Raw genomic sequence first — 17,709 nt, forward strand, 5'->3', positions numbered from 1 at the left:
ATTAGAGTTATCAATTCTTTAAAACTAAAAAGCCCGACAAATTTTTGTCTGGCTTTTTTATTTCTATTGCAAGTTTAATTCACGGTTACTTTAATTACATTCTGTACGGAAGGAACAGGATATTGAGTTCCAACCTTTGAAATAACCATTGTTTCACTTTGTGGAGTTCCTCCGAATAAAGCCTGATGGTTTCCGGCTCCTGGATATTGATCTACTCCGGTTCCGGAATCAAATAAAGTTGTTTTTGAACTAAGATCCCCTTTTGCAGTAGCATCAATACTTACCTCATTAGAATAAAACCAATCATTGGAGAAGCCAAACATGGTAACATAAGCAATTTTATCACCCGGATCTGCTGTGAAATTAGTCATGATCTTGCTTCCCGGTGAAACAGGGGCGTTTCCGGCAACGTAAATTCCTTTAATGCCCGGGAAAGATTTTAAGCTGTTTTGAAGTGTACTTACATTTCCAAACTGTGCAATTTCTTTTAGCCCCATTCCATTATCTATTTTTCCCAATTCATAGATTGGATTTTTATCACCGCGATAAATTACGACCAAAGCAGGAGATAAGCCTGTCATAATCCCTGTATTCATGTTAAGCTTTATTTTCATCTTATCAATATTTCCCATTTGGGCTATATCTGTAATTTCAGGATTGGATAAAGAGTTGGGAGTAAAGAACGGAGCGCTATTCAGCAGTTGAGAGCCATTGTAATTGGAAACAGCCCAAACACCAGGAGAGAAAGGCGTTTCATTTGCAGTTCCACCAGAAGTATTGGTAATGGTTAAAGTAAATTCAGAAGTCACCTCATTGTAGTCAAGGTTAAGTTTCATTAGCTGTGAGGCATTGATATTAGGAACTTGGGCAATAGGTTTGCTTTCGGCTTGTCCTGTTACATTATCTTTTGTTCCGTTATCCCATAGCAATACACTTGAAGAAACATCTCCAGTAATGGCTTTTCCAGTGGTGTCAAACAACTTGATTCCCGGTTGCTGAGATGCAAAGAACCAATCTTTGGAAAGGCCATACATGGTAGCAAGCATCAAAGATTGAGCTTTTCCGGCACTGAACTTAATAGATACCGACTGACCTGGCTTAATGACAGGTGCCGTTCCTGTTCCCTGAAAGCTTCCGCTTTCTACAAAATCTTTAGGAGTAACAACATTTTCAAAGGTAATGGTTCTTTGAGCAGACGTGTCCATCATGTTATTGTCGGAATCGTTGCAAGATGAAAGAGTAAATGCTGTCATAATTCCGGCTGCACATACTGTCATTTTAAAAAAGGTCTTTTTCATAAAATAATTTTTTATAGTTGAAAGTATAGTCGGACACTATTAATAATCCTGACAAAAAAATAGTAAATACTTTTTAAGTGGATGAAGACCAGATTGCTTTCGGGATTTTTATTTTGTAAATAATACGTCGAGTTTTGTCGCTATAGATAAAGATTTTTGTCTTAGAATAAAGAAAAATTAATACTCAAAAGAATAGCAAATGAATAATTTTATGATACTGGCTAAAGAGTTTGTAGCGAATGAAAGTGTAGTTGTGGATCTTAAATCAACTGGATTAGAAAACAGGCTGGATTCATTGGTTTTTCAAAATCAAAGTGGGGAATCAGCACAATTTCTATGGCAATACCATGATGCGGCAAAGACGGGTTATTTTAAAGAAATGAATAATGATCTTGGAGTAAAGGTGGCCCATTATGATGGCTTTTTGACTGTTACGAATGGAGGAGGAAGACAGTACCTTAAAGCAGAATTAAAAGTATAGTATTTTTTCTAAACCCCCTTTTTCCCATCCAAAATCATCTGAATCATTTTAATTTTTCTATTTTCTCTGGTTTCGGTTTTTTTGGCTTCTTCAATCCATCGGATATACTCCTTTTTATGGGTATAGCTCATCTTGTCAAATAATTCTTTTGCTTCGGGGTTTTCATTAAAGAGTAAGGCAATATCATTGGCTATTTCAACCACACGCTCTTCTTTATCTTCAATAAGGGAAACGGAAACCTCATCTCCAATGGTTTTTCCGAGTTGCTTTCTGATTTCCTGTGTAAGTCCCAAAATGTGACAGTCAGATTTCATTTTGGCCAAGCTACCACGATATTCAATCCTATTCTCAAATGTAGCTTTAATTTTTACCTGCCCCTTGGTATGAAACAGTTCTTCCGTAGAGAAAGGAAATTCTACAAAAGCGGCATTCATTTCCCTATGTTGCTTGATGATGGCAGTGAATTTTATAGGTGAATTCATGATCAATATTTTGCTGTAAAAATAAAAAAACCGTGAAAGTAAATTTCACGGTTTCAAAAATATATCAAAGGAGATTATTTTTTCTTTGTTTTCTTAGGTGTTGCTGTAGTACCTGAGTTTTTAGTTTTTGTATCAGCCGGAGTATTTTCATCTCTTACAAGCTTTAATTCATCAACTAATCTTCTTGCACCCGCATATTTGTCAATTGTCCAAAGAACAAAACGAACATCCACGTTGATTGTTTTCTGCCACTCAGGCTCGAATACGATATCTCCGCTTAATGCTTCGCTGTTTCCGTCAAATGCAATACCGATAAGGTTTCCGTCACCATCAATTACTGGAGAACCAGAGTTACCTCCTGTAATATCATTGTTAGAAAGGAAGTTTACAGGCATATACCCTTTAGCATCCGCATACTGTCCGAAATCTTTAAGGTTGTAAAGATCAATCACTCTTTGAGGAAGATCAAATTCTTCGTCACCTTTCTTGTATTTTCCAACAAGACCAGACATGTCAGTATAATAGTTATCAGTAACTCCGAAGTAGTTTCTGTCAGTTCTGATAGGAAGTTTATCTACAGTACCGTAAGTTAATCTCATCGTAGAGTTAGCATCCGGGTAGAATTTCTTTTCAGGCATCGCTTTCACTAGACCAGCTAAGAATAGACGGCTGTTTTTTGCAAAATTATCATCTACTTTAACGAATCTGTCATTGCTCATTTTTTGATCTGCAGCAATACCGTTAGCCGCTTTCCAAAGTAGATCATTATCAAGTTTTAATGCATCAGGATTCAATAAGAAATCAGTTGCAGAAGTCTTATTAGCAAAAATTGAAGAGTAAGCAAGGTTAGAAACTGTTTTTGCATCTAATCCTAAGATAGTAGCAGAAGCAACGTCTTTGTTTACTCTTGCCTGATAAAGGCTAGTCATTGCAGCAAGCATTTCTCCTTCTAAAGATGGGCTGAAGTTTTCGTAAGCAGCTTTAATAGCAGCTTCAGTTTTTGCTTTCATTGCCAATCTTCCCTGCATGTCCTGAGCAGCATAAGCCTTAAGTACAGAACCTACATTGAGAGCTAGAGAAGTATACTTTGCATTTCTTGAGAACTGAGAAGCGTAGTTTCTTTCAACATTTCTGTCAGAAGTTTGCTTGTAGTATGCTCCAATTTCTTCTAAAACACCATCATACATAGTGTTTCCTGGCATTGCTGCCCATGCTTTGAACGTTTCCTCGATTTTTTTCTTATCAGTAATTGTTCCGTTTTTCTCTACGGCATCAATTGTTCCCTGTCTGTTTTTCCAGTAGTTCGCTACAGAAGCATACTGAGAAGCATAGTTAAGTTGAGTTGCCTTGTCCTTATCCATGTATTTCTTCATAACATCCATAGCGGTCTTGGATGCCTCAACCCAAGCTGGGTAGTCTTTACCTACCATTTGCTGAATTCCGTAAGAAGTCAGGTAACGGTTTGTTCTACCAGGATATCCTAAGATCATTGAGAAATCACCAGGCTTAATTCCTTTAAGAGAAACCGGCAGGAAGTGCTTAGGCTTCAAGGGAGTATTGCTAGGAGAATATTCAGCCGGGTTTCCTGCAGCGTCAGCATATACTCTGAATACTGTGAAATCTGCAGTATGTCTTGGCCATTCCCAGTTATCAGTATCACCACCGAATTTTCCTAATGAGGAAGGAGGTGCACCTACCAATCTGATATCTTTGTAGTCTTGGTATACGAAATAATAAAACTCGTTTCCGTTAAAGAAATCTTTTACAACTACAGTATATTTTCCGTTCTCAGAGTTTTCTGTTTGAATAGCCTTAGTTTCAGCATCAATAACAGCTTTTCTCTCTGCTCCCGTCATATTGTTGTTTAGCTTGGAAGAGATTCTTTGAGTAGCATCATCCATTCTCACTAAAAATCTTACATAAAGATCCTTTGCGTTGAATTCGTCTTTCTGTTTCGTTGCCCAGAAACCATTTTTTAAATAGTCTTTCTCTGGAGTAGAAGCAGCAGCAACGGCACCATAACCGCAGTGGTGGTTCGTGAATAAAAGTCCTTTATCAGAAACAATTTCACCTGTACAGAAACCACCGAAGCTTACGATAGCATCCTTTAAGCTGGAATTATTTACTGAATAAATTTCCTCAGGCGTTAGGTGTAGACCCTCTTTTTGCATATCAACACCGTTAAGTCTTTTGATGAGCATTAGCAGCCACATCCCCTCATCCGCCCTCATTTGAGCAAAGCCCAATAAGAAAGTGAATAGTAGAAATAGTCTTTTCATTTTATAAAAAAATTTTTGTGTCGCTAATTTACTAATTTTTACGAGATTCTGTCCCAGATTGGTATGAAAATGGGATGATAATCCGCATGAAAAAGATACTATTATCCCTTTTTGCAATTTTATTTTTAGGACTTGCTCTAAATTGTTCTGCAGTACCCGATAAAAACCCGACCCTCCAACGACAGTGGATGATGGTTTCTTTTGACGGGTTTTCCAAAGAACAGTTAGTTGCCAATAAAGCTGAAGTGAACTTGACGGGCAAGATGGAAAACGGTAAAATTCAGGGAAGTGCCTTTATGGGATGTAACCAAATGACATTTTCTTCCGAATTTAAAAAAAATGGAAAAGTGAAAATTTCTCAAGGAGCGAGCACGATGAAAGCCTGTCAGGATATGAGTCTGGAAACTTCTTTTCAGAAGAAATTTGAAACCATGACAAAATATACAATTGAAGGGCATTTTCTTACCCTGTCTGATGATCATGGAAACCCCATGAAGTTTGTTGCTGCAGACTGGGACTAATCTTCCAGTATTGAAATATAAAAGTCCGCTGTGTAGCGGACTTCTTTTTGGTGTGAAAAATCTGGTTAGGTTATCAGTTTTTTGGCTATTAGTTTTTGAGGATTATTAGTTTTTGGGAATCGTTTTTTTTTATTTCCTCAAGGGTTGCTGTATTGGGTAACCCAATCATTGTATTATTTGTGTTCCTAGAATTTTTTATATTATGATTTGCCTGTCTGTTGGGAATTGTTCTTTTTATGTCTTCAAGACTAGCTGTATTGGGGAGAAGCTGTCCTGAACTATTATCAGTTGTATTCTTGGATTTTGAAGGTTGTTGTTTCACCTCTAGGCCATGATCGGAAACAAGTCCTGTCTGGGTGGTTTTTTTATCTGCATTTTCCTGAGTTTCTTTCAGAATTTTTGCTTCCTGTTCTTTAATCTGCTTTACGGCCAGTGTCTGGTCTTCCACCGGAGCTGCCTTTTTACTTTCCTGAGCATAGGCAATGGTGCTTAAAAACAATAACGGGATGATATATGCTATTTTCATGACGGTTTATTTTATGTTGACTAATACTTGAATTTTTCCAATCTCTTTTTGATCATAGTCCTGAAGTGCTTTTCCGATAACCTGTCCTATTCTTACCTTTTTGAGATCAGCTTTCATAGCAATCCCGGTTTTGGATGAAGTTACCAAAAGATCTCCTCGTTTTATTTTACCATTTTCAAGACATACTTTGGTTGGAATAACTCCAATTACTCCCATAGGAGCCTTGCCTGAAAGATCAGTGTCAATATGTTCCTCAGTAAGAAGTACTCCTGGTTTGGTTGCATATACCCCTGCAACAAGATTAGAATAAGGTTTTGAAGATTTTTCTACGGTTCTGTCAGAACGGGTTGATATCACAAGGATATCACCGGCTTCATATTCAGAAATAGCCCCCTCTACATCAAACGCTTCAGCAACATCTGCCCCGCTGTTTTGAGTACCTCCGTTGAAGAATCCTCTGCCGGCTTTATTAATACGGGCTACATTCACTGAGGCGCTCTGGTATACGGTAAGATCACCTGATGCTCCCTGGTGGTTTACAAGTAGAGTAGAGCCGGTACCTGTAGTCGTTACATGTACTACCGGTTGAGCGTTACTATTATTGAAGTTAGCAAACCTGCCTGCTTTACCCGTACCAAAATTGGGGATAAAACCTGAGATAGCATTACCATTACCATCACACGACGCTTCAATACCATCTCCTGTTCCACCAGCGTTTGCCGTAATTCCATTTCCGTTTCCCTCCGTTAGGGCTAATAAAGCAGGACCATTTCCTGTAGGATTTGATGAGTAAAATAAACCACCGAATCCTCCTGTTCCGGATGATAAACCATAAATTCCTGCTGTTCCGAAATTGGCAAATATTGAATTAACCTCTCCTTTTACAGCCGGGGAGGTCCCCTGAGTTTTATCTACTTTAAAATTTCCTGCAATACCATTCCCTACAGTTGTTACGGTTATTGCATCACTTGTATTGTCCTCGTTGAAGATGTTAAATCGCCCCGCACGTCCGGTTGAAAAAGTAGGAACCCATGCATAAAGGGCATTTCCGTTTCCATCAATATTAGTTTCAACACCATTGCCGTCTTTACCTGCATTGGCCGTGATGGCATTTCCGTTTCCATCTGTTAGGGCAATCAATGAAGCTCCATTTCCTGTTGGGTTTGATGCGTAGAACAATCCTGCTCGTCCTCCTGTTCCGGAAGAAACCCCAAAAATGGCAGCGGCCCCAAAGTTTCCGAAAATAGTATTCACTTCTCCTCTTACTGCTGCACCAACACTATTGGTATTGTCAACAAGAAAAGAGGCTGCATTACCTTGAGTATTGTCAGGGATATTTCCGTTACCATTGGTCTCTACCTCTAAAATATTTGCAACGGTATTTGTTTGATTAAAATTTTCAAATCTTCCTGCACGACCTGTACTGTTATTTAATCCAACCTGTCCATAAACACCGATAGCCGTTCCGGATGTATTGTTTGAAATGAATCCTCTTACACCGTATCCTCCGCCATCATTACGTCCTACTACAGCTCCGGCAATATCACTGGTTGTTAATCCTACCACAGCTTCTCCATTTCCTGTATTGCTGCCCATAACCCCTGCAGATGATTGAGCAGTGGTCGTTCCCCTAAGGGCAATACCTGTGCCTGTTGAGCTTACCACCCCATGTCCGTTTCCGGATGAGGTAACGTTTACAACGACTCCGTTTCCTAAAGTAGATGCATTGAGAACATTATTGTTGTTTGCATTATTCAAAATAGAAATATTGGCCGGGATTCCATTGTTACTGGTTGCCGTAAGACCTGTACCCGTGTTGCTGTTAGCATACACTCCGGTTCCGCTCGCACTGGAATTTCCATATACTCCTAAACCATTAGGTGTTACGCCGTAAACTCCCCATCCACTTCCGTTCTGGCTTCCCCAGACACCCACCCCAAGTCCGCCGGTTCCGTTATTGATCCCGCGTACCCCAGAAGAAAATCCCCCGGGAGCAGTGTTGGTAACAATACCCCTTACTGGTGCAATACTTGAAGTTGTTGAATTATTATTCCCCTCTAAAGATGTTCCATCACCATCATTAGTCAATGAAAACAAAGTAGAGGCATTATTTACTGTATTTGCGTATGGGATTGTAAAAGTTCCACCGCTGCTTCCAGCAGATTTTGCATACATGGCATAAGGTACACTCAATAATTGTGAGGTTCCTGTTATGGTGTAAGTAGTTCCTCCTGACGGGTCTGTTTCTGTTTTTAAATAATAGTTTCCTGAAGGCCAGTCGATGGTAGAAAATGTCCCTGAAAGAACTGTTCCTGTTCCTATTTCCAACGTAACAAGCCCATTAACATTTGTATTTCCGGTGAGTCTTTCAGAATAGACAGAAGGTCCGGCTGCCGATCCCTGTAATATGCTTAATCTTATAGCGATAGCCTGATTGCTTAATATCTGTCCGGAACCATTTCTTATGACAGCCTGATAGCTCATTTTTTCTGGAACCTGTGAAAGTCCCATAAAGAGACCGGACAGGATTCCAAACAATAATAATATTTTTTTCATGGTGATTATTTTTTAATGATTTTAAATGTTTTGAGGTTTTCTCCATGCTGAGTAATCCTAATGATATATAGGGCAGACGGTAGAGAAGAGAAGTTGAGTTCAGATTTTGACTGTACAATCGCATCCTTTTTAATGAGCTTGCCTTGAGCATCAAATAGTTGGTATTCCGCATCTTTATAGTTACCTGAGGTAAAATCCAGATACAAAAAGTCTTTGAAAGGGTTAGGGTAAATTAGAATACCCTCCGAATTTGATGATGTTTCACGGGTCGTGAGTGCGATGATTTCATAAGGCTGTTGTACGCCTTCCAGAATTTGGTCTCCGGCTCCTTTATAAAGATAGGCCGTCTGGCCTATACTGTAGGAAACCGAACCATTTCCGCCTGATGCATCCATTCCGGTTGCTAATACTGCTGACTGAGCATGCAGGAATGATAGAGAAAAGAGAGGGAGCACGAGGCAATAAATAAATGTTTTTTTCATGGATAACAGTTTTTAGATTACTAATGGAAAGTTATTTTCTATGGGGAATTTGGGAAGACTAAATTACTCCCTATCATGATCGGATAATAGAAAAATAGACCAACGACAGAAATAATCGACCAATGGCGATTTGTGAATTATTATATAAATTAAGTGGGTTGTTAAGGCTTAAAAAAAGAAAGGTTGTCCTTATAGGTTCTGCCGATAGGAAGCTTGATATGGTGTATCAATTCTATTTCATGACAGTTTTTTCCACGGATCAGATGTCGAGGTACTGCATAGCTTCTGTGTATTCTCACAAAGGAGTCAAAAAAATTTTTATGAAGAAGATTACCTAAAGAGTCCAGAATACAATGCTTTTTTTCAAGAGTAATGATTCGGGTATAATCCTTTAATGCTTCCAGATAAAGAATATCTGTTTTTCTGACCTGAAAAATATTTCCGCTTTCTTTTAGATTAATGAAGTCCTGTCCAAGAATGGCATCATAGCACTCACACTTTTCTTTCACTTTAAAAAAATCAAAAAGCTTTTGCATAGAATAATGAAAGCGTTCCGTGGTTAAAGGCTTGGTAATAAAATCAAGGGTATTCATTTCAAAAACACAGGCTGCCAGTTCAGGATGAGAGCTTACGAAGATGCAGGCGGGTATTTTATGGGCTAATTTTCTAAGTTCCAAACCATTCATGCCTTTTAAATTGGTCTCGGTGATAAGGAGGTCAATAGGAAGGTCAAGGTAAGGAATTGCTTTTTCTGCCGAATCGAAAGATGCGACAATTTCTATGTTCTCGTACTGTTTGATATAGCGCTGAAGAACTAGTCTGTCCAGTTCATCATCATCAATAATCATACATCTAATATGGGTAATCATGATCTTCTGGATATTAATTTTTTAATTTAAATGTTTAAAAATCAGAAAATTGTTATATAAAGTTATTGATTTTTTATATAATAATAAACAGGTAACCTTAAATTTATATTAAAAAGTGTTATTAACTAAAATTTGATTTTGTTTTTTTTCGGAAAAATATTATCTTGTAAAAATCATAAACATAGATAGAACTTAATGTTAGAAAAGAAAGAACATAATTATGAGAAAGCAGTCTTGGTAGGGATTATTACTCAAAATCAAGACGAAGAAAAACTGGTGGAGTACATGGATGAACTGGAGTTTTTGGCTTTCACCGCTGGAGCAACCGTTGAAAAGCGCTTCACCCAAAAATTAACACAGCCTGATTCCAAAACCTTTATTGGGAGTGGAAAAGCACTCGAAATAAAAGAATATGTAAAAGAAAATGAAATTGGAACAGTAATTTTTGACGATGAGCTTTCTCCTTCACAACTTAAAAACCTGGAAAGAGAAATGGAGGTTAAAATTTTGGACCGTACCAATCTTATTCTTGACATTTTTGCACAGAGAGCACAAACTTCTTATGCAAGGACTCAGGTTGAATTAGCTCAATATCAGTATCTTTTGCCTCGATTAACCAGGATGTGGACTCACTTGGAGCGTCAAAAAGGAGGTATCGGGATGAGAGGTCCCGGGGAAACGGAAATTGAAACTGACCGTCGTATTATTCGTGACAGAATCACTTTGTTGAAAGATAAATTAAAGACCATTGACAAGCAAATGGCGACTCAGCGTAACAATCGTGGAAAGGTTGTTCGTGCAGCTTTGGTAGGATATACCAATGTTGGCAAGTCTACTTTGATGAATTCTCTTTCAAAGTCTGAGGTTTTTGCCGAAAATAAATTATTTGCAACACTGGATACTACTGTACGAAAAGTGGTGATCGGAAACTTACCGTTCCTGCTTACCGATACGGTAGGATTTATCAGAAAATTGCCTACGCAATTGGTAGAATCGTTTAAATCTACATTGGATGAGGTTCGTGAAGCTGACCTTCTGATTCATGTGGTAGATATTTCCCATGAAAGTTTTGAAGATCATATCGCTTCTGTTAATCAGATTTTAATGGATATCAATGCCCATCAGAAACCAATGATCATGGTATTCAATAAAATTGACGATTTCAGCTATGAGAAGAAAGATGAAGATGATTTAACACCTAGTTCAAAGAAGAATATTTCCCTTGAAGAATGGAAAAAAACATGGATGGCAAAATCTAAGTTTCCTACTGTTTTCATCTCTGCACTTACAAAGGAAAATTTCCCGGAAATGAAAAAGATGATCTATGATGAGGTCATGAAGATCCATATTTCAAGATTTCCATACAACGATTTCCTTTTCGAGTATTTTGATGACGAAGAGGAAGAAAACAACAATTAATGAAACATTACTTTTTCCTTTTATTCATCATGTTTTCGGTTTTTGGGTTCAGCCAGAAATCAATAGTTGATTTTAAAGCCATCGAGAAAAGTTTCAAAAATTCTGATTCTCCATACAAGTATGAGAAACTTCTTTTTAAATACAAGGGGTATCCAAAGTCTCTGGACAGTATAGAATCTCAATATCTTTATTATGGAAGAAGTTTCAGGAATGATAAAGTAACGACTTCAGATGAAGCTTTCAAGAGCCTGGCGGAAGCCTTTAAGCAAAATAATTTCGAGGAATGCATCAAGCAGGGGAAGACTTTATATGATAAAGATCCTACCAATCTGGATATCCTGCTGATTCTTCTTAGGGCATATGATTCTGTAAAGGATGGCAATAATTTTATGCATCACCTGAACCAATTTCGCTCACTTGCTGACGGAATAAAGAGCTCTGGGGATGGGAAATCTGAAAAGACAGCCTATCTGGTAAATTCCGTAGGAGATGAATATATTTTGTTGAATATTCTGAATATAGGAAAAGACTATACAAGAGGATCAAAACCATCTAAAGACGGAATGTTTGATATTTGGGAAAAGGAGGGGCAAAAAATCTATATTAAAGTCCTTTATTTAGATATTTAGAACTTATCAATTAATTAAAAAACACTTAGTGGAATTATATTATTCATTTTCGGCATTAATCGTATTAGCATCCATATTTGCCTATCTTAATTACAGATTCTTAAAGCTTCCCAGTACCATCGGAATTATGGTGATAGCCATTGTGGTTTCCATTTTCCTGGTTATGTTTGGAGAAACAGTACTTCCTAGAACATTCGGACATCTTAACAATCTGATGGAAAGTATTGATTTCACAGAGATTCTGATGGGGGCCATGTTGAACTTTCTTCTCTTTGCAGGAGGAATTCATATTAACATTAATGATCTTAAGGAACAGTTCAGACCCGTACTGATATTTTCCACAGTGGGAGTTGTAATTTCCACTTTTGTGGTAGGTTTCGGTATGTTTTATCTGTTGCCTTATTTAGGGGTGAATCTTCCATTTATCTATTGTTTGGTCTTTGGAGCCTTGATTTCGCCTACTGATCCGGTAGCGGTATTAAGTGTATTGAAGCAGGCTAAGGTTTCCAAATCTCTGGAAACAAAGGTAGCGGGAGAATCTCTTTTCAATGATGGTATGGCAGTGGTGGTCTTTACAGTTGTTCTTCAGCTTGCCGTAGGAAAAGAAGTGGATCTTGGCGTTGAAAGTATTGGATTACTTTTACTTAAAGAAGCGGGTGGAGGTATTCTCCTAGGAGTTTTACTTGGTTGGGTTACTTCAAGGCTTATGCGTGAAGTGGATGATTATATTATCTCCGTATTAGTGACTCTTTCTGTGGTAATGGGTGGTTATCTTATTGCAAGACAGATGCATATTTCAGGACCATTAACGATGGTGGCGGCAGGATTATTCATGGGGAACTTTAATAGAAGTTTCAAAATGAAGTCTGTAACCCAAGATTATTTGATTAAATTCTGGGAGCTGATTGATGAAATTCTGAATGCCGTATTATTCCTGTTTATAGGGTTTGAACTTTTGATGATTAAAGACCTGAAACACTTTATGATTCCTGGAGTATTAGCAATTGTTGTAGTTCTGTTTGCAAGATTTATTTCAATCTGGGGACCTACAAAGTTTACATCCCTAAGAAGAAGCTTTAGCCCGCAAACGGTAAAAGTATTAGTTTGGGGAGGAATTCGTGGAGGAGTGTCCATTGCACTGGCAATGTCTATTCCTAAGAGTGAATATAGTGAAATTATTCTAAGCATTACATACTGTGTTGTTGTATTCTCAATCATTGTACAGGGACTCACCATTGCCAAGGTGGCAAATCCTAATAAAATAGCCAAAGAAGAGGAGGAGCAGGAAAGCATTGCGCTGGAAGAAAAAGCTTAATGTTGGTAGTGACAAATTAACAATAATTCAAAATGAGCAGCATTGTTAAAGAAATAAAGGAAGCATTAGCTGTTTTATCCATTCCTGAAAAGGCAGAATTCTTTCCAAGGTTTTTCAAAACGGGAAAAGGAGAATACGGTGAGGGTGACTTGTTTCTGGGAGTAAAAGTTCCAGATCAGAGATCCGTCGCCAAGGAATACTACTCAAAACTCAATATGGAAGAATTGAGTGAACTGCTTTCTTCAAAATATCATGAACACAGACTGACGGCTCTTTTTATGCTCATCTCAAAATTTGAGAAAACAAAGGATAATGCTATAAAAGATGAAGTGGTGGAATTTTATCTTAATCACCTTACATATGTTAACAATTGGGATTTAGTAGATTGCAGCTGCTATAAAATTTTAGGGAGATATGCCTATGAAAATAAGAAAGAAAGCCTTTTGAGGAACCTTTCAGAAGTAGAGGAAATGTGGTATAAACGAATTGCGGTAGTTGGAACCATGCACTATGTAAAAAAAGGGTATTACGACCTTACCAAGGAATTTGTAACCAGAAATCTAAAGCATTCCCATGATTTGATGCATAAGGCAAACGGGTGGCTGCTTCGGGAAATGGGAAACAAAAATGAAAATGAATTAATCAGCTATCTGAATACATACTATAAAGAAATGCCAAGAACCTGTCTGCGATATGCTATAGAAAAATTGGATGAAGAGGTAAGACAGGATTATTTAAAAGGACGTAGGTAAAAAAATAAAAGCCATAGTAGTATCGTTTCACTTCTAGAAAAACTACCTGAAAACAGCTATTTATATCCAAAAAATCAAAGATTGTAAAAGTTTAAGGCCGAAATTGAGTAATTTTGTCGCTTTAAGCCCAATCATGAAAAATATTCTTAAGTTTTGTCTTCTGTTTCTACCTTTACTTTTGCTGACAAGCTGTTTTGATATTTTAGACAAGATTAATCTAAAAGCTGACGGAACAGGTGAATATACTGTTATTCTTAATGCAAGTAAAAGCAAAACAAGACTTGCTTCAATTTCTAAAATGGAAACCATTAATGGAAAAAAGGTTCCCAAAAAGTCAGAAATTGAAAATAAAATCAATGAAGCAGCTAAAACTTTTAAAGGAACACCAGGCATCAGTAATGTTAAAACCTCTATGGATTTTGATAATTACATCATCAAACTGAGTTGTAATTTTAAAAAAATTGAAAATGTCAATGCCGGCTTAGAAAAGCTGAAAGCCCAGAATATACTGGGTAAAATGATTCCCACACAGATCTACAGTCAGGATCTTCAAAAAAAAGTATTGACAAGAAATAAAGTGAATACATTCAAGACAGATTACGACAAGATGAGTAAGGCAGACAAAGAAGTTTTTAACGGTGCCACATATACATCTATAATGCAGTTTGAAAACGCTGTAAAATCTCAGACCAATAGCGCCTATTTGCTTTCTCCAAATAAAAAGGCCATAAAAATGGACGCCGGCATCTTAGATGTAATTCTTCAGAAAAAACAATTACAAAACACCATTCTTTTCCAATAAATTTCTAACATTCAACCATGAAATATATATTCTTAAAAACACAAAAAATTATTTTATTACTCTTTGGCTTTAGCTTGGCATTAGCTCAAAACAGTATGAAAGTTCCCAATGATGCTATATTTTATATGGAAGTCAACGGGAAACAGCTTAACAACAAAATCAATTGGAATAAACTTAACCCTTTGTTGTATGAATTAAGCAAAAAGAGCAAAGAAAAACCTTCATGGACGGACTATTCCAAAACGGGAATTAAATATGATGCTGTTCAGTATCATTACGCCAGTATTAATGATTCCATAAAGACCTATCATACTCATTTTATTATCGATAATAAAGAGAAGTTTCAGGAATTTATTAATTCCGTTAAGAAAAAAGGACAAGAAACGTCCAAAAGAAATAGTTATTCTTACGTTGATGTAGATGATGATGTTTTTGTTGCATGGAATGGAGGACATGCAGTTCTTAGTATGATAAGCTATACCAAACCCTATAAAGACCTTTGGACGGATGAGGCTGCAACGGTTGCAGATAGTGTTGCTGCTGTGGTTGATAGTGTTGCTATTGACACAGTTTATGCCGAAGAATTGGAAAAACCGTTTGATTATAAAGATGAAATAAAGACCCTGAAAGAAGATATTCAATACCTGAGAGAAAGTATCAAAGATAACAATCGGGAGATCGCAAGAATTCAGAAAGATATTAAATATCTGCAAAAACATCACAAATATCCTAAAGAAAAAGAGAATGTTGTAAGCCCGGAACAAGAGGGAGAGGAGAACTATGGTTCGGAGTATGATGACGCTGAGGCAGAAAAAGCGTTCCAAAAAGAACAGGATTCTATCCGCAGAGAGAATTTCAAGATTGTAAAAAAATATGCTGAAGATCACTTCGACCAGTATTTCAATTCCAATCTGGAAGTGGAAGCTTCTAAAGAAATGCTGACTTTCAGAGATGCAAATTCTGACGTCTTCGTTTATACAGATTATGGAAGAATCATCAATGACGGAATCTACGGAAAAATGATGAATCGCTACGATTTTGGACAGGTTTTCCGAAATATGTACAACTCAAATTCTGCTTATAACCTGTATTTTGATAAAGACAAAGTAAAACTGATCAATAATTATCAGCACAAGAATACTGAGATTCAGAAAAATATTGCATCGGTTTACAAAGGAAAGAAAAATAAAAAACTGCTGGAACTCATCAATGAAAAAAGCGTTGGTTACTACGCCGTTAATGTAAGTGGAGGAAAGTGTTTTGATTTGATGTACAGTCTTCTTCAGGATTCAGGAGACAATAAGTACAAAAAGGAGATGGAACTGATCATGGAGACCATGAAAATTATTTTGGATGAAGAAGCTATTGCTAAAATTGCACCAGGAAACGGAATCTTCGTTTTAAATGAACTGAAATCTAAAAAAGTAGAATATACAGATTACGAATACGATGAAGATTATAATGAAAAAGAAGTAAAGAAAACCAAAGATGTAGCAGTTCCTAACTTTACCTTTGCTTTTGCAACTGAGAATGAGGGCTACTGGAAACGTATTTTTAATCTATTGATAACCAATAAAAAGCTAGCTAAGAAATTTACAAAAGCAGGAGAGTTTTACTCTTTTAAAGAAAATGAAAAGGCAGCAGGATACGTTGATCAATTGTTCTTTACCATAAAAGATGGTATTGTATATGTGACGAGTTCTACAGAAAATATTCTTCCTGCAACGCAATCTGATATTTCTAAAAAATGGGCAAAAGACTCTTCAAAATACCCTTTATCCGGAAGACTGGATCTGCAGAAACTTTTAATTGGTTTAGATAAAGAGTTTAAAAGTCCTTCGGAAAGAAAAACCCTGGACCTGTTTAGAAAAAATGTAGGGGAACTGTATTATAAAACTGAAGTAAAGGGAGAGAGTATACAAACAGAAATGAATTATAATATTAAAAATTCTTCTGAAAACAGTCTGATGTATTTCTTTGATCTGTTTAATGAGATTTTTAAAATAAAAGATTCAGAAAAAAAACCACAGATATTGTAGATGAATAAAAAGAAAGTTATTGCCTCGTTAATTCTGTTACTGGCTATTACGGCTTATTTTGTGCTTTTTTATAAGGATAAGAAGCTTAGGCTCATTCCTAAAAATGCTGATGCTGTTGTTTTAATAGACGTAAAGAATCTGACGAGGCAATATATTTTCAGTCTGATTACACACCCTTCGCAATGGGGTGGCAAAACAAAAGGAAAAAATTCAGCTTCCCTGAATGAATCGGGAATCATAATCCCGGATTTTTTACAGGTTTTCCATCTTCAAGGGACCGGCATTTCAGAATGGTACAGTGTCATAGAACTTAAAGATCCGCAGAAGTTTATTGTATTTTTAAAGCAGCAACAATTTGTCGGTAAAGGGGAAAATATTTTTCAAAAAGATCATGTTTTTATTAGTATAGAAGGTGAGAACTGTATTGTAGGGACTTCCGATTCGGGTTTTGGAGTCATCAACAAGCAGATTTTTCAGGCTTCACAAAAAAACATTTTAAATGCAGGTCAGTTTATTCAAAATACAGCAGGGAGTATTTCTTTTCTTTCAGGGCAGAAGATTCAAAACTTCTCTATTGAATTAAAAGATGATGAAATTGAAATAAAAAACAACTCAAACCTGCAAGCTTTAAATACTATTGATTCAAAAATTAGGAAAGGGAATCAATTTCTGGAGCTGGAACTAGACAAAGAAAATATCAGAAACTTTACCCGTTTTTTCAATAAGAACATTGCGGATTCCTCACAGTCCATTTCCTTAAAGGTTACCTCAAATCTCGAGCAGGTCAATGATACCATTATCAGCTATGAATATGATGATAATTTTAATGAAGTTGAAAAAAAGAGCGTTCAAAAAATTACTCAACCGAATTACATCATTGATATCAAAAGTGATGATCCCAATAAAACATGGGAATATTTCCAGTCTAAAAAATGGATCAATGATCAAAATCAATTCACAGCAATTCCTTTCTTGCCAAACGAAATCAGCCACAGTAACAACGGAATTGTCATAAAATCAACCCGAAAACCAATATCACTATCTCCCCAGCTAAAAGAAAATTACATTCTGATCAGAAATAATACTTTACTGTATTCTTCTTTGAAAACATTGAGCAACACAGAGAAAAAGATCATTTCTGATATCGATTACGTGTTGTATCGGAATAAATCAAAAGATTATTGGATGAAAATAAAAGCAAAAAATGGAGAATTACCCTTAATTTTACGATGGTAAGTTTAAAAACCGAATAAAATTAT

Annotated in this window: 16 protein-coding genes; 9 read left to right on the plus strand and 7 right to left on the minus strand. The window is 36.7% G+C overall.

Annotation, left to right across the window (positions count from 1 at the left end; genetic code table 11):
* Window positions 1-74 precede the first annotated feature (74 nt).
* Window positions 75-1,298 carry a spondin domain-containing protein gene (locus tag SCA31_RS07125; RefSeq protein WP_410696280.1) on the minus strand — a complete coding sequence of 408 codons (1,224 nt, stop codon included), beginning with the start codon at window positions 1,296-1,298 and terminating at the stop codon, window positions 75-77.
* Window positions 1,299-1,497: 199 nt separating this feature from the next.
* On the opposite strand from SCA31_RS07125, the gene SCA31_RS07130 reads away from it, so the two are divergent.
* Window positions 1,498-1,779 carry a hypothetical protein gene (locus SCA31_RS07130; protein ID WP_410696281.1) on the plus strand — a complete coding sequence of 94 codons (282 nt, stop codon included), beginning with the start codon at window positions 1,498-1,500 and terminating at the stop codon, window positions 1,777-1,779.
* Window positions 1,780-1,787: 8 nt separating this feature from the next.
* Here the strand turns inward: SCA31_RS07130 and SCA31_RS07135 are convergent, their stop codons facing one another.
* Window positions 1,788-2,261, minus strand: a complete 474-nt coding sequence (locus SCA31_RS07135; protein ID WP_410696282.1) for a DUF1905 domain-containing protein — start codon at window positions 2,259-2,261, stop codon at window positions 1,788-1,790.
* 74 nt (window positions 2,262-2,335) lie between these two features.
* On the minus strand, window positions 2,336-4,540 hold the full coding sequence (locus tag SCA31_RS07140; protein ID WP_410696283.1) for a S46 family peptidase: 2,205 nt from the start codon (window positions 4,538-4,540) through the stop codon (window positions 2,336-2,338).
* Window positions 4,541-4,626: 86 nt separating this feature from the next.
* Between SCA31_RS07140 and SCA31_RS07145 the strand changes: the two genes are divergently transcribed.
* A complete protein-coding gene (locus SCA31_RS07145; protein WP_410696284.1) occupies window positions 4,627-5,061 on the plus strand; it encodes an META domain-containing protein in 435 nt (144 codons plus the stop codon).
* An 88-nt stretch (window positions 5,062-5,149) separates the two neighbouring features.
* On the opposite strand, the gene SCA31_RS07150 is transcribed toward SCA31_RS07145, so the two are convergent.
* The 4 genes from SCA31_RS07150 to SCA31_RS07165 all read right to left on the minus strand — a co-directional run bounded on the left by SCA31_RS07150 (window position 5,150) and on the right by SCA31_RS07165 (window position 9,494).
* Window positions 5,150-5,587: a hypothetical protein gene (locus tag SCA31_RS07150; protein WP_410696285.1), complete on the minus strand. Its 438-nt coding sequence runs from the start codon at window positions 5,585-5,587 to the stop codon at window positions 5,150-5,152.
* Window positions 5,588-5,593: 6 nt separating this feature from the next.
* Window positions 5,594-8,143, minus strand: coding sequence for a beta strand repeat-containing protein (locus tag SCA31_RS07155; RefSeq protein ID WP_410696286.1), 2,550 nt, complete (start codon window positions 8,141-8,143; stop codon window positions 5,594-5,596).
* Window positions 8,144-8,148: 5 nt separating this feature from the next.
* Entirely contained in the window at window positions 8,149-8,625 is a 477-nt protein-coding gene (locus SCA31_RS07160; RefSeq protein ID WP_410696287.1) for a T9SS type A sorting domain-containing protein, read from the minus strand.
* A gap of 161 nt (window positions 8,626-8,786) precedes the next feature.
* A complete protein-coding gene (locus SCA31_RS07165) occupies window positions 8,787-9,494 on the minus strand; it encodes a LytR/AlgR family response regulator transcription factor (RefSeq protein WP_410696288.1) in 708 nt (235 codons plus the stop codon).
* A gap of 195 nt (window positions 9,495-9,689) precedes the next feature.
* On the opposite strand from SCA31_RS07165, the gene hflX reads away from it, so the two are divergent.
* The 7 genes from hflX to SCA31_RS07200 all read left to right on the plus strand — a co-directional run bounded on the left by hflX (window position 9,690) and on the right by SCA31_RS07200 (window position 17,686).
* On the plus strand, window positions 9,690-10,913 hold the full coding sequence (gene hflX / locus SCA31_RS07170; protein WP_410696289.1) for a GTPase HflX: 1,224 nt from the start codon (window positions 9,690-9,692) through the stop codon (window positions 10,911-10,913).
* Entirely contained in the window at window positions 10,913-11,542 is a 630-nt protein-coding gene (locus tag SCA31_RS07175; RefSeq protein WP_410696290.1) for a DUF4919 domain-containing protein, read from the plus strand. The genes hflX and SCA31_RS07175 overlap by 1 nt, the downstream gene beginning before the upstream one ends.
* Window positions 11,543-11,570: 28 nt before the next feature.
* On the plus strand, window positions 11,571-12,857 hold the full coding sequence (locus SCA31_RS07180; protein WP_410696291.1) for a cation:proton antiporter: 1,287 nt from the start codon (window positions 11,571-11,573) through the stop codon (window positions 12,855-12,857).
* A 32-nt stretch (window positions 12,858-12,889) separates the two neighbouring features.
* Complete coding sequence (locus SCA31_RS07185; RefSeq protein ID WP_410696292.1) at window positions 12,890-13,609, plus strand: DNA alkylation repair protein; 720 nt, start codon at window positions 12,890-12,892, stop codon at window positions 13,607-13,609.
* A 133-nt stretch (window positions 13,610-13,742) separates the two neighbouring features.
* A complete protein-coding gene (locus SCA31_RS07190) occupies window positions 13,743-14,411 on the plus strand; it encodes a hypothetical protein (protein ID WP_410696293.1) in 669 nt (222 codons plus the stop codon).
* 17 nt (window positions 14,412-14,428) lie between these two features.
* Entirely contained in the window at window positions 14,429-16,450 is a 2,022-nt protein-coding gene (locus SCA31_RS07195; RefSeq protein WP_410696294.1) for a hypothetical protein, read from the plus strand.
* The gene (locus SCA31_RS07200) at window positions 16,451-17,686 is read left to right on the plus strand and encodes a hypothetical protein (protein WP_410696295.1); all 1,236 of its coding nucleotides are present in this window, start codon (window positions 16,451-16,453) and stop codon (window positions 17,684-17,686) included.
* Window positions 17,687-17,709 lie beyond the last annotated feature (23 nt).

It is taken from the genome of Chryseobacterium sp. SIMBA_028 (genome assembly GCF_046535285.1).
Classification (GTDB): Bacteria; Bacteroidota; Bacteroidia; order Flavobacteriales; family Weeksellaceae; genus Chryseobacterium.